This is a genomic window from Bowmanella pacifica (genome assembly GCF_014645355.1).
GTDB lineage: Bacteria > Pseudomonadota > Gammaproteobacteria > Enterobacterales > Alteromonadaceae > Bowmanella > Bowmanella pacifica.
Genome location: NZ_BMLS01000004.1, coordinates 90071 through 114887 on the forward strand (window position 1 = coordinate 90071; position 24817 = coordinate 114887).

22 protein-coding genes and 1 tRNA gene are annotated in these 24817 nt (G+C 50.4%); 14 read left to right on the forward strand and 9 right to left on the reverse strand.

Annotated features, from left to right (window positions below):
* Window positions 1-68 precede the first annotated feature (68 nt).
* On the reverse strand, window positions 69-2210 hold the full coding sequence (locus IEX02_RS13225) for a TonB-dependent siderophore receptor (RefSeq protein WP_188695982.1): 2142 nt from the start codon (window positions 2208-2210) through the stop codon (window positions 69-71).
* A gap of 163 nt (window positions 2211-2373) precedes the next feature.
* Between IEX02_RS13225 and IEX02_RS13230 the strand changes: the two genes are divergently transcribed.
* Entirely contained in the window at window positions 2374-2976 is a 603-nt protein-coding gene (locus IEX02_RS13230) for a TetR/AcrR family transcriptional regulator (protein ID WP_188695985.1), read from the forward strand.
* On the opposite strand, the gene IEX02_RS13235 is transcribed toward IEX02_RS13230, so the two are convergent.
* On the reverse strand, window positions 2936-3490 hold the full coding sequence (locus IEX02_RS13235; RefSeq protein ID WP_188695988.1) for a gamma-glutamylcyclotransferase family protein: 555 nt from the start codon (window positions 3488-3490) through the stop codon (window positions 2936-2938). The two genes, IEX02_RS13230 and IEX02_RS13235, sit on opposite strands and share 41 nt — an antisense overlap.
* A 224-nt stretch (window positions 3491-3714) precedes the next feature.
* On the opposite strand from IEX02_RS13235, the gene IEX02_RS13240 reads away from it, so the two are divergent.
* A complete protein-coding gene (locus IEX02_RS13240) occupies window positions 3715-5445 on the forward strand; it encodes a DUF885 domain-containing protein (protein WP_188695991.1) in 1731 nt (576 codons plus the stop codon).
* A gap of 35 nt (window positions 5446-5480) precedes the next feature.
* On the opposite strand, the gene IEX02_RS13245 is transcribed toward IEX02_RS13240, so the two are convergent.
* Window positions 5481-7139 (reverse strand): hypothetical protein, encoded by a 1659-nt coding sequence (locus IEX02_RS13245; protein ID WP_188695993.1) that lies wholly within the window; start codon window positions 7137-7139, stop codon window positions 5481-5483.
* A gap of 17 nt (window positions 7140-7156) precedes the next feature.
* Window positions 7157-8632, reverse strand: coding sequence for a glycerol-3-phosphate dehydrogenase (glpD, locus tag IEX02_RS13250; protein WP_188695996.1), 1476 nt, complete (start codon window positions 8630-8632; stop codon window positions 7157-7159).
* A gap of 133 nt (window positions 8633-8765) precedes the next feature.
* Between glpD and glpK the strand changes: the two genes are divergently transcribed.
* A complete protein-coding gene (gene glpK, locus IEX02_RS13255) occupies window positions 8766-10253 on the forward strand; it encodes a glycerol kinase GlpK (protein WP_188695999.1) in 1488 nt (495 codons plus the stop codon).
* Between the two features lie 39 nt (window positions 10254-10292).
* Here glpK and IEX02_RS13260 read toward each other — a convergent pair whose 3' ends face one another.
* From IEX02_RS13260 to mutY, 4 genes are all read right to left on the reverse strand, one after another.
* Window positions 10293-10883 (reverse strand): porin family protein, encoded by a 591-nt coding sequence (locus IEX02_RS13260; protein ID WP_188696002.1) that lies wholly within the window; start codon window positions 10881-10883, stop codon window positions 10293-10295.
* Between the two features lie 909 nt (window positions 10884-11792).
* Window positions 11793-11868, reverse strand: a tRNA-Phe gene (locus IEX02_RS13265).
* A gap of 186 nt (window positions 11869-12054) precedes the next feature.
* On the reverse strand, window positions 12055-12327 hold the full coding sequence (locus IEX02_RS13270; protein ID WP_188696005.1) for an oxidative damage protection protein: 273 nt from the start codon (window positions 12325-12327) through the stop codon (window positions 12055-12057).
* 40 nt (window positions 12328-12367) lie between these two features.
* The gene (gene mutY, locus IEX02_RS13275; RefSeq protein ID WP_188696008.1) at window positions 12368-13423 is read right to left on the reverse strand and encodes an A/G-specific adenine glycosylase; all 1056 of its coding nucleotides are present in this window, start codon (window positions 13421-13423) and stop codon (window positions 12368-12370) included.
* 74 nt (window positions 13424-13497) lie between these two features.
* Between mutY and IEX02_RS13280 the strand changes: the two genes are divergently transcribed.
* The 10 genes from IEX02_RS13280 (at window position 13498) to arcA (ending at window position 22840) form a co-directional block, all read left to right on the forward strand.
* Window positions 13498-14196, forward strand: a complete 699-nt coding sequence (locus IEX02_RS13280; RefSeq protein WP_188696011.1) for an alpha/beta fold hydrolase — start codon at window positions 13498-13500, stop codon at window positions 14194-14196.
* 86 nt (window positions 14197-14282) lie between these two features.
* A complete protein-coding gene (gene trmB, locus IEX02_RS13285) occupies window positions 14283-14999 on the forward strand; it encodes a tRNA (guanosine(46)-N7)-methyltransferase TrmB (RefSeq protein ID WP_188696013.1) in 717 nt (238 codons plus the stop codon).
* On the forward strand, window positions 14999-16018 hold the full coding sequence (locus IEX02_RS13290) for a methyltransferase (protein WP_188696016.1): 1020 nt from the start codon (window positions 14999-15001) through the stop codon (window positions 16016-16018). The genes trmB and IEX02_RS13290 overlap by 1 nt, the downstream gene beginning before the upstream one ends.
* A gap of 236 nt (window positions 16019-16254) precedes the next feature.
* Window positions 16255-16491 carry a hypothetical protein gene (locus IEX02_RS13295; protein WP_188696018.1) on the forward strand — a complete coding sequence of 79 codons (237 nt, stop codon included), beginning with the start codon at window positions 16255-16257 and terminating at the stop codon, window positions 16489-16491.
* 253 nt (window positions 16492-16744) lie between these two features.
* Window positions 16745-17971, forward strand: a complete 1227-nt coding sequence (gene glgC, locus IEX02_RS13300; RefSeq protein WP_188696021.1) for a glucose-1-phosphate adenylyltransferase — start codon at window positions 16745-16747, stop codon at window positions 17969-17971.
* On the forward strand, window positions 17968-19407 hold the full coding sequence (gene glgA / locus IEX02_RS13305) for a glycogen synthase GlgA (RefSeq protein ID WP_188696023.1): 1440 nt from the start codon (window positions 17968-17970) through the stop codon (window positions 19405-19407). The genes glgC and glgA overlap by 4 nt, the downstream gene beginning before the upstream one ends.
* A 13-nt stretch (window positions 19408-19420) precedes the next feature.
* The gene (locus IEX02_RS13310) at window positions 19421-19726 is read left to right on the forward strand and encodes a hypothetical protein (RefSeq protein WP_188696026.1); all 306 of its coding nucleotides are present in this window, start codon (window positions 19421-19423) and stop codon (window positions 19724-19726) included.
* Window positions 19727-19819: 93 nt separating this feature from the next.
* A complete protein-coding gene (locus IEX02_RS13315) occupies window positions 19820-21463 on the forward strand; it encodes an ATP-binding protein (protein ID WP_188696029.1) in 1644 nt (547 codons plus the stop codon).
* Window positions 21460-21999 carry a YfiR family protein gene (locus IEX02_RS13320; protein WP_188696032.1) on the forward strand — a complete coding sequence of 180 codons (540 nt, stop codon included), beginning with the start codon at window positions 21460-21462 and terminating at the stop codon, window positions 21997-21999. Before IEX02_RS13315 ends, IEX02_RS13320 begins: the two co-directional genes overlap by 4 nt.
* Before the next feature lie 133 nt (window positions 22000-22132).
* Window positions 22133-22840, forward strand: coding sequence for a two-component system response regulator ArcA (gene arcA / locus IEX02_RS13325; protein ID WP_188696035.1), 708 nt, complete (start codon window positions 22133-22135; stop codon window positions 22838-22840).
* 58 nt (window positions 22841-22898) lie between these two features.
* Here the strand turns inward: arcA and pmbA are convergent, their stop codons facing one another.
* Window positions 22899-24230 carry a metalloprotease PmbA gene (gene pmbA, locus IEX02_RS13330; RefSeq protein ID WP_188696037.1) on the reverse strand — a complete coding sequence of 444 codons (1332 nt, stop codon included), beginning with the start codon at window positions 24228-24230 and terminating at the stop codon, window positions 22899-22901.
* A 68-nt stretch (window positions 24231-24298) separates the two neighbouring features.
* Here pmbA and yjgA point away from each other — a divergent pair, with 68 nt between their 5' ends.
* On the forward strand, window positions 24299-24805 hold the full coding sequence (gene yjgA, locus IEX02_RS13335; protein WP_188696040.1) for a ribosome biogenesis factor YjgA: 507 nt from the start codon (window positions 24299-24301) through the stop codon (window positions 24803-24805).
* Window positions 24806-24817 lie beyond the last annotated feature (12 nt).

Sequence of the window (24817 nt, forward strand, 5' to 3'; positions counted from 1 at the left end):
GAAAATTTCAGCTTTTTATCCCACAAGCACAGATAAAAACAAGGCCACAATAAGTGGCCTGATAACGCTCAAAGCTGGTAATGAACTGAGAAATTCAAACTTCTCGGGGCACCATATTGAAACTGGCTGAACTGCCCTAACTGAGCGTAGTAACGCTTATCCAGCAGGTTGTTGACCGTCAGGCGCAACCCCAGCGCTTCTGTCACCTGATAACCCGCCATTAGATTTACAAGGCTGTAGCCACCTTGGCTGACTTCCACTTCACCAGCAGGCCCGGTGGTATTTCTATATGCCTCCCCTTGATAGGTCAGCCCACCACCGAGCTGCCAGGCACCGGCAAAATGATAGCTGCTGAAAAGCTGCAATTGTTTCCCGGGCGTCGCAGTATTAATTGACTGCCCCTTAGTATCCTTGGCCGAGAAATCACTGTAACCAAAGGACAGCCGCCAGTTTTCAGTCAGGGCGCCATTAAGTTCAATTTCGTATCCCTTCGTTTTTGTACCATCCACAGCACGGTAAACCTGTACGTTACCCGGCAGGGTTTGTCCGACTACTATCTCCGCCACATTGTCTTGCTGTATTTCAAATATGGCCACCGACACATCCAGTAAGTCATCAAACAGACTGGCTTTTGCCCCTAACTCATAGTTTTGCCCCACCACAGGGTCCAGGCTCCTCCCCGACGCATCCAGATAATTCTGGGGGGCAAAAATATCAGTGAAACTCGCATAAACAGACAGGCTCTCCAGCAAGTCATAGGTGATACCAGCGTAATGGGTCAGCTGAGATTCGCTGTAATCTTGTATTCTGCCAAAGTTGTCCTGATCCGTTTGCCATTTGTTATGGCGTAAGCCGGCAATCATAGCCAGGTTGTCAGTTATCACTAACCTAGTTAGGGCGTAGCTAGCTTGCTGTTTTGTATTGCCATAAGAACCGTATGCCGGCGTTTGTTGCCAATCTGGCTTGGCATAAGTCCAGCCAGGTGCGGTAAAATCTCCCAATAAAGGGACATTGTCGGCAGGCAGGTAGTACGGATTGCTAAAGGTTTGATCCCGGCTGTTCCAACCAAGGACAAACTGATGCTCTGCACCCAACCAGTCATAGTCACCGCTTAGCCTCAAGCTATAGCTATCTTGTTTGCGCTTACCGTCAATGAAGGCAATCGAACCTGCACGCATGCCTTGATTATCGGTTTTGTCCGGGAATCCAGTTGCCCACAACACATCAAACTCAAGCCGATTATCACCCTGACCATAGTCGGCTTGTAGTTTCCAATTATTAGCGAACAAATGCTCAAGGCTTGCAAAGAAGCTGGCTGAACTGGTCTTTGCCGAGCCCCAGTCGGGAGCTGTGGATGCAGAGATGTCATAGTTAGTGCGACTACCATCACTATAAAACAGCGGCAGGCCGCCAGACATTGTGCCTTGCGGCTTGGTACGCTGGTAATCACCTCCCAGCGTCAAGAGTGTATTTACGCCAAGATCATACTCAGCAATAGCGTAAATCATACGCTTCTGCTGACTGTATCTATCCTGATGAGACTCACGGTCAGAGTAACTCATCACCGCCCGTCCCCGCAGGCTTTGCTGTTGATTCAAGCCACCCGATACATCCAACATGGTTCTATGGCTATGCCAACTACCTATACTCAATTGTCCCTGGGCCTGAAATGCCGCGGTTGGTCGCTTGCGAATAAGGTTTATCGCCGCAGAGGGATCACCCGCCCCTGTCATCAAACCTGTGGCGCCACGTACGACTTCAATACGTTGATAGAGCGCGGTGTCAATCTGGTTATCACCGTAGTTGAATCGCGTGTCATAACTCACCGGCACACCATCGTATAGCATGCCCCGCACAGGCATTCCCCTGGCGGTAATGCTGAATCTGTCATTATCCATAGGACGGCTATACAAACCGGTAACCTGGTTAATGACATCTATCACGCTAGTCAGATCCTGCTCCTGCATACGTGTTGAGGTTACCACCGCTATTGACTGGGGCGTATCTTTTGGCGCCAGCGCCAAGCCAGTGGCCGTTGTGGCGCGTGACACCTTATAACTTTCGGCATCTTCTCTGCTGCCAGTAATGACGAGTTTTTCTACCAACTGTTCGGCATCACGATCCGATTGGGGTTGCGCCTGCGCTTTGCCTGCAAACAGTAGGCAGACACTGAGACAACTAAGAATAAAAGGGGGATGAGACAAAGACATCGAGAGTTCCTGATTGAACACCCAACCAGAAAATCACAACAGAGTGATTTCCCAACGGGCATTGACTTTCCAAACATTAAAACGAGAATGAGAATCTATCTCACTAACTACCGGTCTAAAATTACTTCCGGTTGCACTCTGCTAACATTCGGGTTTGAATATTATGTCGTCAGGTCGTCCTGCCACTCATTGCAAAAAGCATCTTCTGTTAAAGGGATTACAGCTATTTAACCAGCAGGGGTACCACAACACCCGTCTTCAACAACTGCTGCAATGCTGTGGTGTGCCCAAAGGCACCTTTTACAACTTTTTCTCCAGCAAGGATGGTTTTGTATTAGCCATTATCGAAAACTACTTTCAATTAGAAGCCGAGCGTCTATCGATAACCGCGGAACTCCCGCAGGCGAGTCACTTTCAGAAGATTTACAAGTACTGGGAAATTCAGATTGAAACCTATGGTACTGAAACGGATAGAATTGCCACGTTAATTGCCAACTTATCTGCTGAGATGCCGCTGGGCAGCACAAAACTGCGCCTGGCAATACTCAAAACACGCGCAGACATCATTCAGGTCATCACCGAGGACATGCAGATTTGCCAACAGGAAGGGAGTATCCGCAGTGATGTCACTCCCAGAGCTTTAGCTGAATTTATCTGGTGCGGTTGGCAGGGGGCGCTCTTAAGTGTGCGGCTTTGCAAAAACACCGCACCACTACAGGAATTTCTTAAAACCCTACGCTTGCTCGAGCAGGCGCCAGGGAGTTAACCAACGGGGTTTCGGTGCCATCATGATATAGCCCCACCTCCATGTTGTGCCTAGGCAATTTGGGGTCTTTAATTGCTTTCACACTGGAAATGTATCTGATGTGTGCTGCAGGTAGGCTGTTCTCCCTGGCACCGGTCAGCACATGTCTTTTATACCAAGTAAAAGGTTTGAGATCGGTCTGCACTTGTGTGGCTAAATAGGTTTGTACTTCCAGCCGAATATCATCCAAATACACAGCGACAGTGCGTCTGATGTAGCCATCGCCTTCAATGCGATCAAGTAGAGGGAGTGCCGCACTATCTATCTGATATACCACTCCCCAGACACTATCGATGGGATTGCCCGTGCGCAGCAAGTTGCCTTTTGCCGAACCATCCATACCAGGTTTATTGAAGGCCAGCACAAAACCCATCAGCTCCGCTGCAATAAGTTTGCTAGCAGAGGGAATACGGGCTGCCAACCTGGCTTGCGACATATTTGAACCGTATGCAAAGTACAAAGTATGGCCTGACATGGGTAATTCCCTCCCGTAAGTTTACGCTAGCCGATACTCCTTTTGATGCGGATACAACCCGGCGCTCTAAGTGTTAGTCTACTCCATTGACAGATTTGTTCAAAAAACCGTCTTCACTGCCATCCTTACTGGTATTCATAACACAATCTTGCTGCCTTGAACCCACACCTGTTCAAACGGTTTGAAATGGGATAGCGTGACGGGCTACTGTCCTGGAGAACCTTATGAAAACAACAAGATTGGCAATAAGCCTACTCGCACTGGCATTCAGTCAGTCGTTAGTCGCAGACACTGTCACCGAATCATTCAAACAGTTATTAGATAAGCACTGGCAAGCGGCCAATAAGGAACAAATATTCTTCCGTAAAGATCCTGATACTTTCCGCATGAATGGCAAGTTACCGGATATGTCCGAACAAGGCCGCAAAAGGCGCGCTGAATTTAATCAAAACATGCTCAGACAATTGGACAAAATTAACTGGCAGCAACTTTCCGCCGCAGACCAACTGACCTATCGGCTGTTCAAATACGAAAGGCAAAGTGAAGCAGAAAGTTACCAGCAACTTGATCACTTGTACCCTTTTACCATTTATGCGGGTTACCACACCTACTTTGCCGCCGCCCCTGACAATATGTCGTTTCTGGACCGACAAGATTATGAAAACTACCTGATAAGCCTGGCCGACTTTCCCCGCTACAATCAGGATTATCTGACCAATCTGCAGGAAGCCGTTAGCAAAGGGCACACACAATACTGTCAAAGCTTTGCTGGTTATGAGCAAACCATCAGCAAACATCTGGTTAAAGATGTTGAAGAATCAGTGTTCTTTGCACCATTTAAGAATATGCCGGCACGCATTCCTGTCGAACAGCAGCAAGCGCTAACGCATAAAGGGAAACAGCTTATCGCGCAAAGCGTGCTCCCAGAGTACAAAAAGCTGTTCGACTTTTTTACCGGCCAATATATGCCGAATTGTCGCCAAGAGGTGGGCATTAGCGCCTTGCCGGGTGGGAAAGACTATTACCAGTATCTTATCCAATTTTACACCACCACCAATATGCCGGCCGAGCAAATCCACCAGTTGGGTTTAAGTGAAGTGCAGCGTATCCGCAGCGAGATGCAGGCAATTATTGATAAGCTTGGCTTTAAGGGCAGCTTTAAAGAATTTATCCAGCACTTGCGTACCGACCCCAAGTTTTACGCCACCTCAGAGTTACAGCTGTTAGAGAAAGCCGCCTACATCACTCGTAAAATGGCGGGACAGTTGCCGAAGTGGTTTATCACCTTACCCCGTAATACCTTTGATATTAAGGCTAGTCCGGGCGGCGGCGCCTACTATGTGGCTTCAGATGGCAGTGGTACAACCTCAGGCACGTATTTTCTGGGCACAAAAAACCTTAAAGCCGAGCCGCTTTACAACCTGGAAGCACTGACCTTCCACGAAGCCGAACCCGGACACCATTTCCAATCCGCCATTGCTGGTGAAATGGATATGCCGGAATTTCGTAAAACCTTATATCACTCCGCCTATGGCGAAGGATGGGGGCTTTATTCCGAACGTCTGGGTAAAGAAATGGGTTTTTATCAGGATCCATACAGTGACTTTGGTCGGTTAACTTATGAGGCCTGGCGTGCCAGTCGTCTGGTGGTGGATACCGGTATGCATGCCTTGGGTTGGTCCAGACAGCAGGCTATTGATTATCTGGCCGACAATACAGCGCTGTCGATGCCGGACGTGGTTAATCAGATAGATCGCTACGTTAGTTGGCCGGCCCAGGCCCTGTCCTACAAAATCGGGGAGCTGAAAATTCTCGAATTGCGCCAGCGCGCCCAGCAGCAGCTTGGCGACAAGTTTGATATCCGCGCCTTCCACGAGCAAATCCTGCGTACCGGCAGTCTGCCATTGGATTTACTCGAAGAGCTCACCAATGAATGGATAGCAGAGCAAGGCTAACTGGTGCGCCAGCTCCTGCTATCGCTAGGAGCTGGCTACCCTTTATTGATACGCTTTTGCAGGCGTTGACGATAGCTCTGATTGCTAACTTGTTCCAAAAGTAAGGGAACATCATCAAGCTGGCCCGCCGTTAGTTCAGACAAATACCCGCCAATTGCCCTGTCTTTCACATCGCCCGGCGGCAAAGACATGACCCAGCCTCTGGCCGCAGGTAAATCCCTCTCAGCCCATAGCCCGGCAATACGAGAAACAAGCCGTGCATCTGGCTTTTCAAATTGTGTCACATATTCGGCCGCTTGAGCCGGATTACGGTACGCAAACTTATTGAGCAAGTTCGCTTTTCTTTCCTGCGCTTGTTCCACTGGGATGCGGGCCTGTAACCAGGTGCTTGCCTGCTCAAACCCCATTTCCAATTTTGTTTCGGCAATATGCTCGATAAGACTGTCACGAACCTGCTGACTACCACTTTGTTCAAGCATTGCTTCTGCCTGTGGCAGTGACACGCTCACCAACTGTTGCGCCAGGTTCTGCATAATAGACGGCGGTAGCTGTTGCTCTTCGGCCCACTGTAACGCCTCAGCAGGCTGCTGCTGTGCATACCACATCATCATGGTGGACATATGCTTCCTATTTATCCAGCCGCCTTCTTGCTCAACGTAGGCAAGCGCACCACTGACATCGTGCATAGCCCAACTGCCTAAAAGCTCCTGCACTGATGACGAGGGTAGCCTGTCTTTATAAGACAGATACTGCTGCATGGCTGCTCTGCCATCTTGTTCAGCCATACTTCCTAGCACGGCAGAGATAAGCACCCCGTTACCCCGCTCAAGCGTTACCGCACGTTGCAGTGCCTCCATTGGAGACTGAAAGGCCCATTCCCTTAGTATCAGACTCAGGAACTTTCTATGTTGAGCTTGCGGCAAGCTGGTTAGCACTTTGTCCACAGCGGCATTAGGGTCGCTCTCACTCCATTGGTAAAGTGCCGTCATCAGCCCTGCCTCTCGCTCATTGACGGTGAAGTCCCCGGTTAAAAAGCGTTCGAAGGTTTGGGCTGGCTCGTCATCCTGTGACACTCTAAGTTCCATGGCCCGGCGATATTGCAAAGGCAGCCTGGCCAGGATCTGCTGTGAATCAAGCAATGCTTCTGTAGCAGGATCCTCCAAAATGGAAATCAGCAGACGGTTTTGCAACGGTTTATCGGTAATATCATCAATACGCGCAAGTAATGCCTGAGGTGCTTGTAACATCCACTCATGTGCCACGCTGGCGAGAATTGGATGCGCCGTTCGTTGTTTACCATAGAGTTGCAGTGCCAGCTCAAAGGCGCCTGCAGCATTAAAACTGGCCAGACGGCTGAAATAGACTTTGGACAAGCCGTCCCGATAATGTCGTTCAGGATGAAAAGACAACTCCGAGAGCTTAGCCTGTAGTGCATCCGCAGACATGGATGCAGCTTCCTGATAGGCCTGCCAATAAATGTCGAACTGACTTTGAGGTTCAAGCGACCTTGTGCCAGGTTCAGCTAAAACCCGATTAGCGTCAGGGCGCAGAACGGCATTAGCAACCGGGCCTGGCACTTGAGGCTCGGTCATGATGTTTACGGGTGACGCCACTTGCGGTCCGGTTCCCCAATACACGCCCGTCGCAAATGCCAGTATGCTAATCACGCCCCAGACTAAATGACTAAATCGCATCCTTACTCCTGTTTTGTTTATGTCCTGCTTGGCAAATAATCATGTAATTGCTGGCGCTGAGCAGATGAAAAATACAGCCCCAGCTTGGTACGACGCCATAAAATATCCTCTGTGCTTACCGCCCATTCTTGCTCACACAGATAATCCACTTCTTTTTGATACAAACCATGGCCAAAGTGCTGACCTAAATCAGCCATACTCTGGCACCCGGCTAAAAGGGCATTAGTCAGGCTACCGTATTGTTTGGCATAGCGCTCAAGTACCTTTTTATCCAACCAGCTCCACGTGCCGGCTAACGCTTTGATAAGGCTGTCGAGATGCTCGAAATCCCCACCCGGCAACGCCGCAGTAGCCGTCCAGGGTCTGCCCATATCAGGGAAGTAAGTGGCCAGTTTATTTACCGCGGCCTGGGCTAATCGCCTATAGGTGGTGATTTTGCCACCAAATACGGTTAAAAGCGGGGCTCCACTGCTTTCAGCACTTAACTCGAAGCGGTAATCACGGGTCACTTTGCCGGCCGAATCATGATGATCTTCCAGCAACGGCCTGACCCCGGAATAACTATGTACTATCTGCCCAGCGGTCAATTTGACCTTAAAATAGCTGTTTACCACCCCCAGCAAATAATCAATTTCACCCTGACTAATCTGTACCTTTCCCGGATCCCCCTGATAGTCCACTTCGGTGGTGCCAATCAGCGAAAATTGCTGTTCATAGGGGATAACAAAAACTATCCGTCCATCGGTATGCTGCAAAATGTACGCATAAGATTGGTCGTTAACCCGTGGCACAATAATATGACTGCCCTGCACCAGCCGAATGGAGTTCTGTGTGTGCTCCTTCACCCCGTCTTGTAAAAAGCGCCCAACCCAGGGGCCAGCGGCATTCACCAGGGTTTGGGCACACACTTCTCGTATCTGCCCTGATAAATCAGTCAGCTCTGTGCGCCATACGCCATTTTGCCGTCTTGCTGCAGTGCAGCGGGTTCTAGGCAAAATCACGGCGCCACGATTACGCGCCTGTTGGGCAACTAAACTCACCAGCCTGGCGTCGTCCACCCAACCATCGGAATACTCAAAGCAGGTGTCTATATCTGGCAGCAATGGACTTTGCTCATCCATTTTAACTCTGGCAGAGGCCGGCAGACTCACCCTGCTGGCCAGATGGTCATATAAAAACAAGCCGGTGCGAATCATCCAGGCCGGACGTAAATGAGGCCGATGCGGCAGGCGAAAACGCAGCGGCCGGATAATATGCGGGGCATTTTTAAGCAGTACTTCGCGCTCGGCCAGGGCATGATGCACCAGGCGAAATTCGTACTGCTCAAGATAACGTAAACCACCGTGAATTAGTTTGCTGCTGGAGGACGAGGTGGCCCAACCCAGGTCCTGCTGCTCACATAACAAAACCGACAAGCCACGCCCGGCCGCATCGGCAGCAATGCCAACGCCATTAATACCGCCGCCTACCACTAACAGGTCATATTTATCCACCGGCCATTCCTTTTACATTAAGCCCGGTACAGACCCTCAATGTATCCAGATCAATACTCAGTGACAATCCATCAGGGTGCAATTCGCGCCCTACTCGCATATGGTTATGACAACCAGATTGACAGGAAACACAATGAGCCGCTATTTGCTTGCCGTTGATCAAGGCACCACCAGTTCCAGGGCTGTATTGGTAGACACTCAAGGATGCATCAAGGATATGGTGCAAAGGGATTTTACCCAGCATTATCCAAAGCCAAGCTGGGTAGAACATAACCCCAGAGACTTATGGCATACAGTTTTGGACTGTTGCCGCCAGTTGCTAAAGGAAAACCAACTGAAAGCCACGGACATTATTGGCCTGGCTATCACCAATCAGCGGGAAACCACGCTGATTTGGGATAAACAAAGCGGCGAGCCCATCTACCCGGCTATTGTCTGGCAAGACAGACGCACCGCCGACTACTGCCAGAAATTGGCCGAATCCGATCCAACACTGGAAGAAAAACTACAGAAGAAAACCGGACTGCTGCTGGACCCTTATTTTTGCGCCAGTAAAATACGCTGGATCCTCGATAATGTGCCAGACGCCAAACAAAAAGCCGAACAAGGCCAGCTACTGTTTGGCACCGTGGACTGTTACCTGCTTTGGAAGTTAACCGATGGCAAGGTACATGCCACCGATGCCACCAACGCATCCCGTACCTTGTTATTCGAGATCCACCAGCAAAAATGGGACCCGGAGTTACTAGAACTCTTTGATATTCCCACCAGCCTGCTGCCGCAAGTACAGGACTCGGCATACCATTATGGCGAAGTAGACCCACAATGGTTTGGTGGTGCAATTCCTATCCTGGCTATAGCAGGGGACCAGCAAGCCGCATTAGTAGGACAATGCTGTTTTCAAACCGGCATGGCCAAAAGCACCTATGGCACCGGCTGCTTTTTAATGCTCAACACGGGCGAAAAAGCGCTGCATTCAAAGAATCGCCTGCTCACCACCCTAGCCTACCGACTTAACGGCAAACCCACTTATGCCCTTGAAGGCAGTATTTTTATGGCCGGCGCCACCATCCAATGGCTACGGGATGGCTTACATCTGATTGAACAAGCCGGCGAGTCAGAACAACTGGCCCGCGAGGTGGATATTAATCATGGGGTCTTATTAGTGCCGGCCTTTACCGGCCTGGGCGCACCTTATTGGGATCCCGATGCCAGAGGCGCCATTTTGGGCCTGACCCGGGATACCGGCATTAAAGAGATTGTCAGTGCCGGTTTGCAGTCGGTGTGTTATCAAACCAAAGATCTGCAAAAAGCCATGGAGGCAGACGGTGTGCGCCCGGTCAGCCTCAAGGTGGACGGCGGCATGGTAAAAAACGATTGGCTGATGCAGTTTCTAGCCGACATGTTGGGCGGTGAAGTACAGCGCAGTAAGGTAAATGAAACCACAGTATTGGGTGTTGCCTACCTGGCCGGGTTGCAAGCCGGTATTTATGACTCGTTGGAGGATATCGCCAAACGCTGGCAACTGGATAAAGCCTTTAGCCCTAAAATGTCGAAGGATAAAAGAGACGCGCTATATAGCCAATGGCAACAAGGCGTGAAGCGCATTCAAACGCGCTGACATGAGATAAAAAAAGGCCTGTTTTACAGGCCTTTTTAATCAGAAGCGGTAACTCACTCCCACATCCATACTGTTCATTTTCAGATCATCCATAGGAATGTGTTTCAACCCTACATTCATTCCCCAACCACTGTCCCAGCGATATTGCCAGCCCGCCTCAAGGTACAGACCCACACCTGAGTCGTCTGCTAATTTGGTCTTATCACTGCTCAGTTCATAGTCAAAATACTGCAACCCCAACTTACCGTAGATGCTGTTGCGCTCACTTAGTGGGAACTTGGCCGTCCCTGCCATCACCAGGCTCGAATACTCCAGATCGTCGGCACCTATACCAAATATGGGTTTACGGTTGTTGCTGCACTCGACATTATCCCGATCAATTTTCTTGCAATCCCAGTTACTCGCCTCCGCGCCGCCAATAACGCCAGCTTCCACACCAAACTGCTCGTTCAGGTTGTAATGGTAATAAAGGTAAAAATGCCCCACCCCATTCCCATCCTCTTTCGAGCCTTTAAACTTGGCACTGCCGCCACCCAAGGTCAGGCCAATACTGTGAGGGGAGCTTTGGCTTTCCGCCAGCACTGGCGCACTCGCCAATAACATCAGTGAATATAAAACAGGTTTTAACATAGCGTGTCTCCTTATGTGTGGGAGACAGTGTGCAGCCTATTCAATAAAAGGTCTGTGAGCGGCCTGTAGCGAAGATGTCCAAGCGCGTTGGAATTTGTAAAAATCTGCGTCTGATAGTTGAACCGCTTTGTCCAGGCAAGTCACTTACAGGACTTTGCAATCCCGGCCCTTAGCCGGGTGAGAGTCTCTGGCACAGCCATAAAGAAAAAGCCCCGGTTTGTCGCGCTATTGGATGTATGCCAAACAAGGCGGAATGCTCGCCCCATCCCTGGGACTCGGCCTAACTACTGAAGGTTGATCAGATCGCAGATATTAGAGGCGGACAAGATTGCCAGGAGCAATCTTGAACATCCGCAGGATGGCCCGCAGGGCAAAGTGCAGGGAGGCACTTTGCAATCGAACCCGGCCCATAGCCGGGTGAGAGTCTTTGGCGCAGCCATAAAGAAAAAGCCCCGGTCAAAATAGTTAATTGGGCAGTTGAAGGGTTATTGAGGCGGAATGCTCGCCCCATCCCTGGGACTCGGCCTAAAGGCCCGCCCTCCGGGCGTCCAAAAATGCTCCAGGCATTTTTGTATTCCGAGCTCCCTGCTCTCCACCCTGCGGGCCATCGTCGTACCTCCGATGTTCAAACTTGTTCCCGACAAATTTGTCGAACCGCGGTGGTTCTCATCCACCTTATGGAGCGCATAAAACAAAAGGCCCCTTTATAGCTGAAGGTTGATCAGATCGCAGATGTTAGAGGCGGACAAGATTGCCAGGAGCAATCTTGGACATCCGGAGGATGGCCCGCAGGGCAAAGTGCAGGGAGGCACTTTGCAATCGAACTCGGCACTTAGCCGGGTGAGAGTCTCTGGCACAGCCATAAAGAAAAAGCCCCGGTCATAGACCGGGGCTTTTTCTTTACTAGGATGGTGCCCAGAGGCGGAATCGAACCACCGACACGGGGATTTTCAATCCCCTGCTCTACCGACTGAGCTATCTGGGCAAATTCGGTTAACTGACCGGCCTTTCTGGCCGTGCCGTTGTGGGTGCGTATTAAACGGATTCCGGCATACTAAGTCAACTCCTTTTTTGCACTTTTATTGCCTTTCTTGTTCAAATGAATAGAAATCAACCAAAGCGCTGAGTTTATGCTCGTTATCCGTTGTTTATCCTTTAACGCTGTCCCACTTTAGGCGCTGGGAGGCACGTAGCCTTCGATTTCCACGTCTTTGCCTTCAAACAGAAACTGCACCATTTGCTGTTCCAAAAAGCGACGATCATCAGCATTCATCATATTGAGCTTCTTCTCATTAATCAGCATGGTCTGTTTTTTTTGCCACAGCGCCCAGGCTTCTTTGCAAATATTGTCAAAGATGCGCTTGCCCAGTTCCCCGGGATAGAGCTGAAAATCCAGACCATCGGCATCTTTTTTCAGGTACTGACAATAAACCGTGCGACTCATACTATCCTCTCTCGCAAAGCGGCATCGGGCCGCGTGGGTGCTATTTTTGTTGCAGTGTACTAAAAAGCGCTTTGGTTGGCGCGGCCAATCCCACGTTGGCGGGATTATCCAGGTTATACCAAAGCAATGGCTGCTCTTGCACTTCTTGCGCCTGAGGTGCGTTTGTCAATTCCAGCAGCATGGGCCGTATATCCAAATGGAAATGGCTGAAGGTATGGCGAAAGCCCGGTATTTCCGTCAGGCGAAAGTCGGTCAGGCCCAGCGTTCTGGCTTTTTCAGCAATATCACTGTCCTGTTCCACCTCAAAAAATCCCCATAGTCCGCCCCATAAGCCGGCCGGCGGGCGTTTATATATCAGCACCTGTTCCTGCCATTTGGGCAGCAACATAATAGTGTTACGCACAGGGATGGCTTTTTTAGCTTTCTTACCGGGGAAATCCGTCGGTCTGCCCAGAGCGTTGGCGGCACAATCAGCCGCAACCGGGCACTCACCACATTTAGGCTTACTGCGGGTACATAAGGTAGCGCCCATATCCATCATGGCCTGGGTATAATCGCCGGTTCTGCTGACCGGGGTAAGCTGCTCAGCCAATTCCCACAGCTGATTTTCCACTTTTTTCTCCCCCGGCCAGCCGCTGATGGCGGCGTAACGGCCCAACACCCGCTTAACGTTACCGTCCAAAATGGCATGACTCTGCCCACAGGCCAGCGACAAAATAGCCGCCGCTGTGGAGCGACCAATACCCGGCAATGCCATCATGGCATCCAAAGAAGTTGGGAACTGCCCCTGATACTGGTCCCGCACCTGCTGGGCGGCTTTTTGCAGATTGCGCGCCCTGGCGTAATAGCCAAGGCCGGCCCAGTGGTGCAGTACTTCATCCTGAGGTGCATCCGCCAGACTTTGTACATCGGGGAAGCGCGCCATAAAACGCTGGTAAAAAGGGATCACTGTGGTGACCTGGGTTTGCTGCAGCATAATTTCCGACACCCATACCGAATATGGGGTCTTACTCTGCTGCCAGGGCAGATCTTTACGACCATGCACATCAAACCAGGCCAGAATTTTATCGGCAAACTGAATAGGGGTAGAAGACAAGCAAAGATCCTGATTACTGCTCAATTCGTTCAAGCTGCTATGATAGCAAGCAAATCACACCATACCTCAAGCCCATGATGCATTCTTTTCCCGTTGTCTTCTTTCCCGGTACCCAATGTGATGAAAGGTTATGGCTGCCATTATGGCGTGAAATGCATATTCACGAGCGCCGTTACGTGCCCCTGCAATGGGCCGAGACCCTGGAGCAAATGGATGGCCTGAGCCAGCATGCGGTGGGCGAGGACAAGGTGCACCTGGTGGCGTTTTCCATGGGCGGCTATCTGGCCAGTCGCTTCGCCCTGGCTCATCCCCAACAAATCGCCTCACTGACCTTAATAGGCTTTTGCTCGGCAGGGCTTGAAGAGCGCGAACTTAAACAGCGCCAACTTATTATCAACGCTCTGGAAAAAGGCCAATTCCGCCCTATGTCAAACGAACGGCTGAGTATGATGGTACATCCGCACAGCCCTAACCGTCAGATGGCCGAGCAGACCATCAGGGAGATGGAGCAAGACTTGGGCGCGTCGGTGCTGAAGTATCATTTGATGGCCGCATCAAACCGGCCGGATCTCACCCCAGCCCTGGCCAAGGCGCCTTTCCCCATTTATATCATTGCCGCCGAGCAAGACCAGGTGGCACAACTAAGTAAGATGCAGGCCATGCATCAGGGCATCCCTCAGGCCAGCCTGAAGGTATTTGCTGATGCCGGTCATATGTTGCCTTTGGAACAGCCCCAATTGCTGGCCGCAGAACTTGCTCAGCGCCTTGCCTAATACATGGATATTGCTTAACCAACAAGGCATAATACGCGCCCTTTTTTCAGCCAGGCGGCACGCCATTTACAGCAGAGATAAACAGTATGAGTGATCAGCAAAACCCACAACCCGAAAAAGAAGGGGTTTATCTTCGCCAAATTCGCAGCTTCGTTAAACGCGAGGGGCGTTTAACCAAAGGCCAGGCACGCGCTATTGAGGCAAACTGGCCAAGCATGGGGCTGAGTGTCGACAATGGCATGCTGGACTTTAGCCAAGTATTTGGCCGCCAGGCGCCGGTGGTACTGGAAATCGGTTTTGGTATGGGTAAGTCGCTGGTAGAAATGGCCGCCGCCGAGCCGGATAAAGATTTTATCGGTATCGAAGTACACCGCCCTGGCATTGGTGCCTGTCTGGCAGATGCCGAAGCTGCGGGTCTTAAGAATCTGCGCGTTTTTGAACATGACGCGGTGGAAGTACTGGCGCAGTGTATTCCAGATGCCAGCCTGGCCCGTATGCAATTGTACTTCCCGGATCCCTGGCATAAAGCCCGTCACCATAAACGCCGTATCGTACAGCCCGAATTTGCTCAGAAGGTGCGTCAGAAACTCGCCATCGGCGGGGTATGGCATATGGCTACCGATTGGGAAAACTACGCCGAGCATATGCTGGAGGTTATGAGCCAGGCCAAAGGTTATAACAACCAATCTGTCAGCCAGGATTACGTGCCAAGACCGGATTTTCGCCCCCTGACCAAGTTTGAACAACGCGGCCACCGCCTGGGGCATGGAGTGTGGGATTTGATGTTTGAGAGGATCGCCTGATGCTAAGCGCCCCCAGTCAATTATTGCTAAGAAATGCCGAGCACTTTAGTCAGGGCCGCTGGTTGCTGGTTAACCCCGAGGACGCGCAGATTTTCCGCGAACTGGGCGAGGCTGCTTTGTTCGGTTTCCATCAGTATTTCGATATTTACCAGCAGGCCTGCCAAAGTACAGGCGAGCAGCAACACCATTTTGGCCCGGATTACCCTTGTGAAGCCAAATTTGATGGCATTGTAATTTACATGCCCAAGGCCAAGGAACAAGCACAAATGCTCATCGCTAACCTGGCCCATTGCCTGGTGCCGGGCGGTCAGATGCTGCTGGTAGGTGACAACAAAGGCGGCGTTAAAAGTGCGCCCAAGCTATTAGCGGGTTACGCAGAGCATTGCAATAAGCTCGACTCAGCCCGCCACTGCGCTTTGTTTGGGGCGATTTTAGATAAACCTACCAAGGCATTCAGCCTTACGCAGTGGCTGAAAAAAACCGAGCTGAAAGTAGCAAACCAAAGTCTAACCATCAGCTTTCTGCCCGGCGTTTTCAGTCAGGGCAGCCTGGATCCTGCTACCCGTTTATTACTGGAACAGGTCACTAAAGTGCCAGGCGGTCAGGTGCTGGACTTTGGCTGCGGCGCCGGTGTTATTGGCTGTTATCTGGGTAAACTTAATCCAGATACCAAGGTGGTGATGTCTGATGTCAGCGCCCTGGCACTCTACTGCGCCAAGCTAAGTGCCGAGGACAACGGTGTTCAGGCAGACGTTATCGCCAGCCATGGCTTAAACGAACTGAAAGGACCGTTTTCCGCTGTCTACACCAACCCGCCTTTTCACACTGGCCTGCAAACCGACTACCAGGTAAGCGAAGACTTTATCCGTCAGGTTCCAGCCAAAATGAGCCCTAATGCCCGCTTATATATGGTGGCGAACAGCTTCCTGAAGTATCCGCCGCTGCTGGAGAAAAGTTTCGGTCAGGTACAATGGTTAGCCGATACACCTAAATTCAGGGTATACGGCTGCCAACGTTAAATTCACAGGCCGCACCGATTTGGTGCGGCACTGCCCTACCACCGCACAATTCACGCCTTTCACCAGATTTTCATCCGTCATTAATCAAATTGTCATAGCCCTTGGCTAGGCTGCAGGCCTTTGATTGTCTGGCCATTTGCCAAAATGCCAAGCCAGCCATACAGGCTTTGGCATTGAACTTGATTGCAGTAAAAGCGGCACGACACAGATCCTGTCGTTTCTTGGAGGAAATCCACATGTCAGATGCACTTCTTGTCCCTTTCAGGTTCGGTCAGAGCGCCACCGTTAAGGCCATTGAAAACAATATCTGCGAACTGGAGTTAAGGGTGGATCTTTGCAATGAGTTGATTCGCGAAGAACCGGAGTTTCGCTATTTTCATGAATTGGAAAGGGACGCCCTGTTGCAACAGATCAACGAGCAGCGTTTTCGGTTATCCAGACTAAGCAGACCAACGCTTCGTATATCGGCCTGACGTGACGCAGTTTCCAGGGAAGTTTAGCTCAGGGACAGAGCCATCTGCGCACCGTCGTCGGTACCTCTCCATTTCGGGCATTTCTTGCTTGAAATAATGACAGCTGCGCTTTGCCGCTTGGCGACTTTGTCTATACTCCTAATCTGAGTCTGGTCGGCTGCCATGGTGGGTTTTGTAGTTACAGGACGTTTTCTGCCACCTTGGGCTGACATGGGCAAAGTGCAGTTTTATCCAACCGGACGATGGAGATACCATGGCACGAACCCTCGCAATGATCCTCGCTGGCGGCGCCGGCACGCGTTTATTCCCCTTAACCCAGAGCCGGACTAAACCCGCGGTGCCTTTTGCAGGAGGCCTGAGGTTGGTAGATCTGGTTTTAAACAACTTTGTTAATTCTGATCTGCTGAAGATTTATCTGCTCACCCAGTTCAAATCCCAATCACTGAACATTCACTTGCGCCAGGCCTGGTATTTATCAGGCTTGACCGGCAACTTTATTGACGCCATACCGGCACAAATGCGCATGGGAAAACGCTGGTATGAGGGTACCGCTGATGCCATTTATCAGAATATTCGTCTGATTGAACAGCACGACCCGGACAATGTATGTATCTTCGGCAGTGATCACATTTACAAAATGAATGTGCGGCAGATGGTGCGCTATCACGAAAAAAGCGGCGCGGCGCTGACGGTATGCGCCACTCGCGTACCTATTAGTGAAGCGCATAGGTTCGGGGTCATAGAAGTGGATGAGAACTTCCGCATGACAGGTTTTGAGGAGAAACCCGCCACCCCCAAGCCCTTACCCGACAATCCCAATATGGCCCTGGTTTCAATGGGCAACTACGTGTTTGACGCCCAGGTGCTCTACAAAAGCCTGTATGCGGACGCCGAGGACAAGCTCTCCAGCCATGATTTTGGTCACGACATTATTCCTAAGCTTTACAAGGACAAGCAGGTTCAGGTCTATGACTTCACTCAAAATACTATACCCGGCGAAATCCATAGTCATTATTGGCGGGATGTCGGCACCCTGTATTCATTCTGGGAAGCGCATATGGACTTACTGGCCTGCGAGCCCCAATTTGAGCTGAATAACGAAAAGTGGCCGCTGCGCAGCTTCCACCCACCTGTGCCCTCGGCGCGAATATTTGCCGATGAAGGTGGACATCACGCCAGCATCCTTAACTCTATTGTCTCTTCCGGCTGTAAAATCGTCGGCGCAAGAGTTGAACGTTCGGTACTGGGTTTTAATGTGCATCTGGGGGCTGGTTCAAGACTGCATGAATGCGTTATCCTCGGCAAAGCGCATATTGGCGCCGGCAGCTACCTGAATCGCGTTATTGCCGACAAAGGAGTGAGTATTGCGCCCGGCACCGAAATTGGCGTCAATCCCCAGCAGGATAAGGCTCGAGGCCTGACCATTACCGACGAGGGATTGACCGTCATAGCCAAAGGCATGAAGGTTGGATTTGAATGAAAATACTCTTTGTCGTCTCTGAAGTGGAAGATTTGGCGAAAACCGGCGGCTTGGCCGATGTGGCAAAATCACTGCCTATTGCTTTGAAGGCCCTTGGCCATGATGTCCGGATAGTCAAACCTTACTACAAGCAATTAGCCGACAAATTCAAACTGCCCAATCTCACCAATGAGCAACAACTGCAGGCCGGCGACAAAGACTATCGTTTTAATATCAAACGGCTGGAACTGGAAACCGTGCCGGTCTACTGTGTCGACTACCCCGACTATTTCCATCGCGCCGGTCTTTACTCAGATGGCTATGAGGCCTTTGGCGACAATGCAGAACGCTTTGCATTTTTCTCCAAGGCGGCCTTGCATACCGCGCAAGCAGTGGACTTTCAGCCCGATGTAGTACACTGCAATGACTGGCACACAGCGCTTTGTCCCTATTTTATTAAGCGTGACCAAAGCGGCTTTTTTGCCCAAACCCGCACCTTACTGACCATTCACAATGGCGCCTATCAGGGCGTGCATCGCTTTGCGGATATCAGTTTTTTACGCCCTCACGGCGAGCTCGCGGCGCAAATTGACAGCCAGGGCAATCTGAACTTCCTCAAAACCGGGATTCAGTTTGCCGACAAGATTAATGCGGTAAGCCCTAACTACGCCAAAGAGCTGTTAACACCGCTCGGCTCCCACAGTCTCTACCATGAGTTTCAGCAGCGCGCCGAAGACGTCAGCGGCATACTCAATGGCTGCGATTACCAACAGTGGGATCCGGCCACCGACAAACACATTCCCGCCAACTACACCGGTGAGTCTCTGTCGGGGAAAGGCCTGTGCAAACAAGCATTACAAAAGGAAGTCGGCTTACCGGACAAGCCCGGTGTTCCCCTTATCGGTATGCTGTGTCGGCTGACCGAACAAAAGGGGTTTGGCTATTTGCTGCCGGTGCTGAATCAGTTGTTACAACACAATGTGCAAGTACTAGTAATAGGCACCGGCGACCCGGTTATCAGCGATGTGTTGCAGTTTAATGCGGCGCAATTCCCTGACAAACTGGTATTTCGCAATGACTTCAGCACTCGTATGGCCCACTTGCTGGAAGCCGGTAGTGACTTTTTCCTGATGCCGTCGTTATTTGAACCTTGCGGATTAAACCAGATGTACAGCCTGGCCTATGGCACTATTCCGATAGTCCGGGCCGTAGGTGGACTGCGCGATACAGTATTAGATCTACAAACCTTACCCGAGCAGGCGACAGGCTTTATATTTGAAGCCCCTGATAGTTCTGCCCTACTTAACTGTGTCAGGCGCGCCATGCTGTTTTATCATGAATATCCCGAGCACTTTATCCAGATGCAAAAGCGCGCGATGCGCCAGAAATTCACCTGGTATGACGCGGCCCTGAATTACCAGGCGCTGTATCAACATTGTCAGTCGTTGGGTAGGTAAACGGATGTCTCAGGTGAAAAGCCTTCTTTTACTCAGCGTGCTGCTAAGTTCTGCCGTTCATGCCTTGCCCGAACAATGTTTACAGGACCCGGCACGCACCCAGCCTTGCCCCCACCTTATTTACAAACAGGTTAGCCTTAGCGAGCCGCAGGGTAAAGCGGTCAAACAGCTGCTCTGCGTATGCTTAAGTGATTTTGCTGATTTGCAAACACCGGCCACCACGGATGCCCAGCGCATCCACCAGAAAATGCGTTTAAAAAGTCTCTCGGCACAGTTGAATATGAGTGAGCAGGATCTGCTGGAAGCGATTCGCTACTAAGTAAATATTTTCATTTTTCAAAAGATTGTATCAATATGGTGATAAGCTTGATCGAGTAACAACAACTACAAGTCAGAACTGAATCACAAGCGCATGGCTGAACAAAAACGGGTTCTATCCATAAAAAGTCTGTTCATCTGGGTAGTGATGTCAATCACTACGGCAGCATTGCTCCTGGCTTCAAGTATTTCCTTGTACGTTCAAATCAGTAACTACAAGGAAGAGATGATCAATGAAGTGGAAACCTTCGCAGAACTGATCAGCACCAACGCCGCCAGCGGCATCGTTTTTAACGACAACGTTACCGAAGAGCAAAACTTACAGGCGTTATCTGCCGCAGCCTTTATCAATAACGTACATATCTACAAGCTCAACCCGGCCAATGAACTGGAGTTTTTCGCCAGTTATAACAAAACGGGACAGGCCCCGGTGCGGGCCATGTTCGGGCAGACTGAAAAGCTGGCTACGCCGACTTTTGGTGCCGATGCTCTTGAATATATGATGCCGGTTACCCTGGAAGGCGACAGAGTCGGTTATACCTATATCCGCGCCTCTATTGACGCCCTTAACAAGCTGACGTTAAACACCATACTCATCACCTGCTCGGTATTATTACTGGCACTTATGCTCAGTTTTTTGCTGACCCTGCGTTTGCAGCGCTCAGTGACCCACCCCATCGAAGAGCTGGTCTATCTGGTCCAGCAAATTTCTCATCAGAAGGAATATTCCAGTCGTGCAAAAGCCTCCAGCCTCAAAGAGCTGGATATTTTAGGCAGCGCATTCAACGACATGCTGGCAACTATTCAACAGCATATAGAACGACAGGAGCTGGCTGAGGAGGAATATCGGCGGCTTAACCTAAGTCTGGAAGAGAAAGTCGGCCAGCGCACCACAGCGTTAAAAGAGGCCAATAAAGAGCTGATCCAAACCCTAGAGAAATTGCACCAGTTTCAGCGTCAGATTGTACAAAACGAAAAAATGGCGTCCCTGGGTGACATGGTTGCCGGTGTCGCCCACGAGGTGAATACCCCTATAGGTTTAGGAGTAACAGCCTCAACCATGATGCTGGACAGATTAACTCAACTGCAGAAAGACTTTGAGAACAAGAACCTGAAAGCCAGTGCCTTGGCCAAATTCCTCAAGGAAGGGGAAGAGAACCTGAATATTATCTACCGCAATCTGAACCGAGCGGCCGAGTTGATTTCCAGCTTTAAGCAGGTGGCCGTGGATCAAACCAGCGAGAATGCCAGGGCCTTCGCATTTAAGCAGTTGATGGACGAAATTTTGCTTTCCATGCGGCCTAAGCTGAAAAAGCTTCCTCACGATATTCAGTTGCACTGCGATCCCAATCTAACCATAGAAAGTAAAGCCGGCCCCATTAACCAGATCATGATTAACCTGATTATGAACTCGGTGATCCACGGCTTTGAATTTATGGAGAAAGGTCAAATCGACATTTGGGTCGAGATGCAAGGCAATAACAAGCTCTCCATTAGGTATGTAGATAACGGTAAAGGTATACCTGAACATCTGTGTAAACGCATTTTTGACCCCTTTGTCACCACGAAAAGGGGGCAAGGAGGTAGCGGATTAGGTATGCACTTAGTGTACAACCTGGTGACTCAGGCGCTAAATGGCTCTATCACTGTAACCAGTGAAGAAGGCCATGGCGTAGAGTTTCAGATTCTGTTTCCAGTCAGGATGCTGGAACACTCAGATATTGCTAAAAGTTCATGATACGAAAGGGATTGCAGCGCATCTTCACTATCTGTCTGGTAGCCTCGCTCTTCGTGGCAAGCCAGGGCTGGCCGCAGGGTTTTAGCTCAGAGCAGTTACGCGCGCCCTTTTTACTCCATATTGCCAACTTCACCCAGTTCACCGATGAGAGCAGTCAGCAACAGGTAAACTTTTGTTTTCTAGAAGGAAGTGGCTACGCTCATGCTAACGTATTTAAAAGCTCACCCGACCAACAGGTGAAACAAAGATCCATTAAACTTATTGAATTGCAGGACGCAGAACAGATTAGCCAGCAGCGCTGCCAAATCTTGTTTGTCAGCCAGGCGCAAGAAAGCGAAAAGCTGTTTTCCTTGCTGGCTGAGCTTAACCGCCATACCGTCTCTATCGGAGAGTCACTGAACTTCATCCGTAACGGCGGCATGATGGCGATTGTACCGTTGCAGTCCAAGATGAAAATATTCTTCAACCAAGAGGTTTATCAGCAAACTGACCTGAAATTCAGCTCTGCTTTGCTTAAACGGGTGAACTTCCGGTGAACAATTTGGTCGGATGGGCTAAATGGCTGACAGAATCAGCCAAGCGCGCGATCCTATTGGCTCAGACCACTTATGAGAATGGCCATTATCTGGTAAACTTACAAAAATCTAACAAAGCGTGGAACTTTAAAAGATGCAAACCCCAAATATTCTCATTGTCGAAGATGAGGTTGTTACCAGAACAACTCTGAAAAGCCTGTTTGAAGCAGAAGGCTATCAGGTATACGAAGCCGAAAATGGTGAAGAGATGCACAACATCTTTGCCGAGCACACCATCAATTTGGTGATCATGGATATTAACCTGCCAGGTAAAAATGGTCTGATTTTGGCGCGCGAAGTGCGTGACCGCAAAAACGTTGGATTGATTTTCCTGACAGGTCGCGACAATGATGTTGACCGCATTCTTGGCTTGGAAATTGGTGCAGACGACTATCTAACGAAGCCGTTTAACCCTCGTGAGCTAACCATTCGTGCCCGCAACTTGCTGGCCAGAACCCTGAACAGCAACGAAGACGATGATTTGCCAAGCAAAGTGTCGTTCAACGGCTGGACACTGGATGGCGACAGCCGCAGCCTGATTTCACCCAGCAGCCAGGAATTCCGTCTGCCGCGCAGTGAATTCCGTGCCTTGCACCTGTTCCTGCGTCACCCAGGCAAGATCCTGACCCGTGAGCAGCTGATTATGGAAATGACCGGTCGCGAACTGCGCCCCAACGACAGAACGGTAGACGTTACCATTCGCCGTATCCGTAAACACTTTGAGTCTGAGCCCAGTGCAGAAGAGTTGATTGTGACAGTACACGGTGAAGGCTACCGTTTCTGCGGTACGGTTGACGCCTAAATAGCGGGTAATGCGAGGAGATGCCCCTTGGGTACCTCCTCGCCATTCTCATTCTTTCTTAATCGCCAGCAACCTGCATAGGGTTTAACAACACTGAGCCGGTTTGTACCGCACCGCGTGTCTCGGTATCCGTACCAATAGCCTGAATCCCCATCAGCATCTCTTTCAGATTACCGGCAATAGTGACTTCATGTACCGGATATTGGATTTGCCCGTTTTCAACCCAGAAGCCCGCTGCACCCCGTGAATAATCGCCGTTAACAATATTCACCCCTTGCCCCATTAATTCGGTCACCAGCAGCCCTGTTCCCATCTGTGCAAGTAACTGGTCAAAATCCTGTCCCGAAGACTTCACCAACCAGTTATGTATCCCACCAGCGTGGCCATTTGACGGCATACCCAGTTTGCGGCCCGAGTAGCTGGTTAGCAGGTAGTGCTGCAATATCCCATCGGCCACAATATCCATATCAGCAGTGCGCACCCCTTCATGATCAAAGCTTGAACTAGCCAGTCCCTTAAGGATATGCGGGCGTTCTTCGATACGCACCCAGTCCGGCATAACCTGCTTACCTAAATGATCGAGCAGGAAGGAAGAGTTACGATACAAACTGCCACCACTGATGGCAGAGACCAAATGGCCAAACAAGCTGGAGGCAATTTCACGATGAAAAAGCACCGGCACCTTAGCCGTCTTAAGCTTATGAGCACCCAAACGGGCAACAGTGGCTTGAGCGGCTTCAATCCCTATTTGCTCAGGGGTATGCAGTTGTCCCGCTTCGCGATTCACGCTGTAGGCGTAGTCTCGCTGCATATCGCCATCCTTTTCCGCAATCACCACACAGCTCAGACTGTAACGACTGCTTGGATAACCAGCATTAATACCATGGGTATTGCCGTAGACTTTCACCCCCATATTGGCGTTGTAGGAGGCACCATCAGAATTTTTGATCCGCGGATCATGAGCAAAGGCCGCTTCTTCGGCCCTTATGGCCATCGCAATACCGGCCTCGGCATCCAGCTCAATGGGGTGAAACAGATCTAAATCAGGAAACTCGGTGGCAATAAGCTCAGCGTCGGCCAACCCGGCACAAGGATCCTCGCTGGTGTAGCGAGCAATCTCGATGGCTTTTTCTACCGTCAGCTTTAACGCTGCCGGGCTCAGGTCCGCAGTAGAAGCGCTGCCTTTACGCTGTCCCACGTAAACGCTAATGCCCAGTCCACCGTCATTTGTGAACTCCAGGGTTTCGACTTGCTGCATACGTGAAGAGACGGCAATGCCCTGAACTTTACTCATACTGGCTTCAGCCTGACTGGCGCCAAGTTTTTTAGCCAGGGTCAGGACTTCATCAACAACGGTCTGAATTTCAGCAAGGCTTTGTTGTGCATTCATGGGAATTAGGTTTTCCAGCGGGCAAAAGGTTACAATTGGATAGCTAGTTTATCACTAAAGACATCAAGATGACCGAATACGACGATCAGGAATTTGAAGGTAAAAGCAAAACTCAGCTTAAAAACGAGATGCAGGACCTGCAACAACTGGGTTTAAAGCTGGTTGGCCTAGGCCCGGCAGCCTTGGCAAAGATCCCACTGGATGGCGAGCTGAGCGATGCAATCAATCTGGCTAAACGCATCGACAGGAAGAAAGAAGGCTATCGCCGCCAGTTGCAGTTTATCGGCAAATTAATGCGTACCCGGGATGTTGAGCCTATTCAACAAGCCCTTGATTTGCTGGAAAACAAACACCAACAAGCCACAGCACAATTTCATAAATTAGAAAGGCTACGCGACGATATAGTCGAACAAGGTGACAGCGCCATCAACCAGGCCATCGAACTATACCCGGATCTGGAAAGGCAAAAGCTGCGTCAACTCAGTCGCCAGGCCCAAAAGGAAGCACAGCAAAATAAGCCGCCTAAATCCTCCCGAGAGATATTTCAGTATTTACGCCAGATATCTGAGCAGTAATACAGCTTTGGC

Excerpts from the sequence above, each read along its gene's own strand:
- IEX02_RS13270 (WP_188696005.1), bottom strand. The coding sequence starts at position 12,327 with ATGAGTCGCACGGTTTATTGTCAGTACCTGAAAAAAGATGCCGATGGT.
- IEX02_RS13295 (WP_188696018.1), top strand. The coding sequence starts at position 16,255 with ATGTCAGATGCACTTCTTGTCCCTTTCAGGTTCGGTCAGAGCGCCACC.
- IEX02_RS13290 (WP_188696016.1), top strand. The coding sequence starts at position 14,999 with ATGCTAAGCGCCCCCAGTCAATTATTGCTAAGAAATGCCGAGCACTTT.
- IEX02_RS13245 (WP_188695993.1), bottom strand. The coding sequence starts at position 7,139 with ATGCGATTTAGTCATTTAGTCTGGGGCGTGATTAGCATACTGGCATTT.
- glgA (WP_188696023.1), top strand. The coding sequence starts at position 17,968 with ATGAAAATACTCTTTGTCGTCTCTGAAGTGGAAGATTTGGCGAAAACC.
- yjgA (WP_188696040.1), top strand. The coding sequence starts at position 24,299 with ATGACCGAATACGACGATCAGGAATTTGAAGGTAAAAGCAAAACTCAG.
- IEX02_RS13240 (WP_188695991.1), top strand. The coding sequence starts at position 3,715 with ATGAAAACAACAAGATTGGCAATAAGCCTACTCGCACTGGCATTCAGT.
- arcA (WP_188696035.1), top strand. The coding sequence starts at position 22,133 with ATGCAAACCCCAAATATTCTCATTGTCGAAGATGAGGTTGTTACCAGA.
- IEX02_RS13280 (WP_188696011.1), top strand. The coding sequence starts at position 13,498 with ATGATGCATTCTTTTCCCGTTGTCTTCTTTCCCGGTACCCAATGTGAT.
- IEX02_RS13230 (WP_188695985.1), top strand. The coding sequence starts at position 2,374 with ATGTCGTCAGGTCGTCCTGCCACTCATTGCAAAAAGCATCTTCTGTTA.
- glgC (WP_188696021.1), top strand. The coding sequence starts at position 16,745 with ATGGCACGAACCCTCGCAATGATCCTCGCTGGCGGCGCCGGCACGCGT.
- IEX02_RS13235 (WP_188695988.1), bottom strand. The coding sequence starts at position 3,490 with ATGTCAGGCCATACTTTGTACTTTGCATACGGTTCAAATATGTCGCAA.
- IEX02_RS13260 (WP_188696002.1), bottom strand. The coding sequence starts at position 10,883 with ATGTTAAAACCTGTTTTATATTCACTGATGTTATTGGCGAGTGCGCCA.
- IEX02_RS13315 (WP_188696029.1), top strand. The coding sequence starts at position 19,820 with ATGGCTGAACAAAAACGGGTTCTATCCATAAAAAGTCTGTTCATCTGG.
- IEX02_RS13225 (WP_188695982.1), bottom strand. The coding sequence starts at position 2,210 with ATGTCTTTGTCTCATCCCCCTTTTATTCTTAGTTGTCTCAGTGTCTGC.
- pmbA (WP_188696037.1), bottom strand. The coding sequence starts at position 24,230 with ATGAATGCACAACAAAGCCTTGCTGAAATTCAGACCGTTGTTGATGAA.
- IEX02_RS13320 (WP_188696032.1), top strand. The coding sequence starts at position 21,460 with ATGATACGAAAGGGATTGCAGCGCATCTTCACTATCTGTCTGGTAGCC.
- trmB (WP_188696013.1), top strand. The coding sequence starts at position 14,283 with ATGAGTGATCAGCAAAACCCACAACCCGAAAAAGAAGGGGTTTATCTT.
- glpK (WP_188695999.1), top strand. The coding sequence starts at position 8,766 with ATGAGCCGCTATTTGCTTGCCGTTGATCAAGGCACCACCAGTTCCAGG.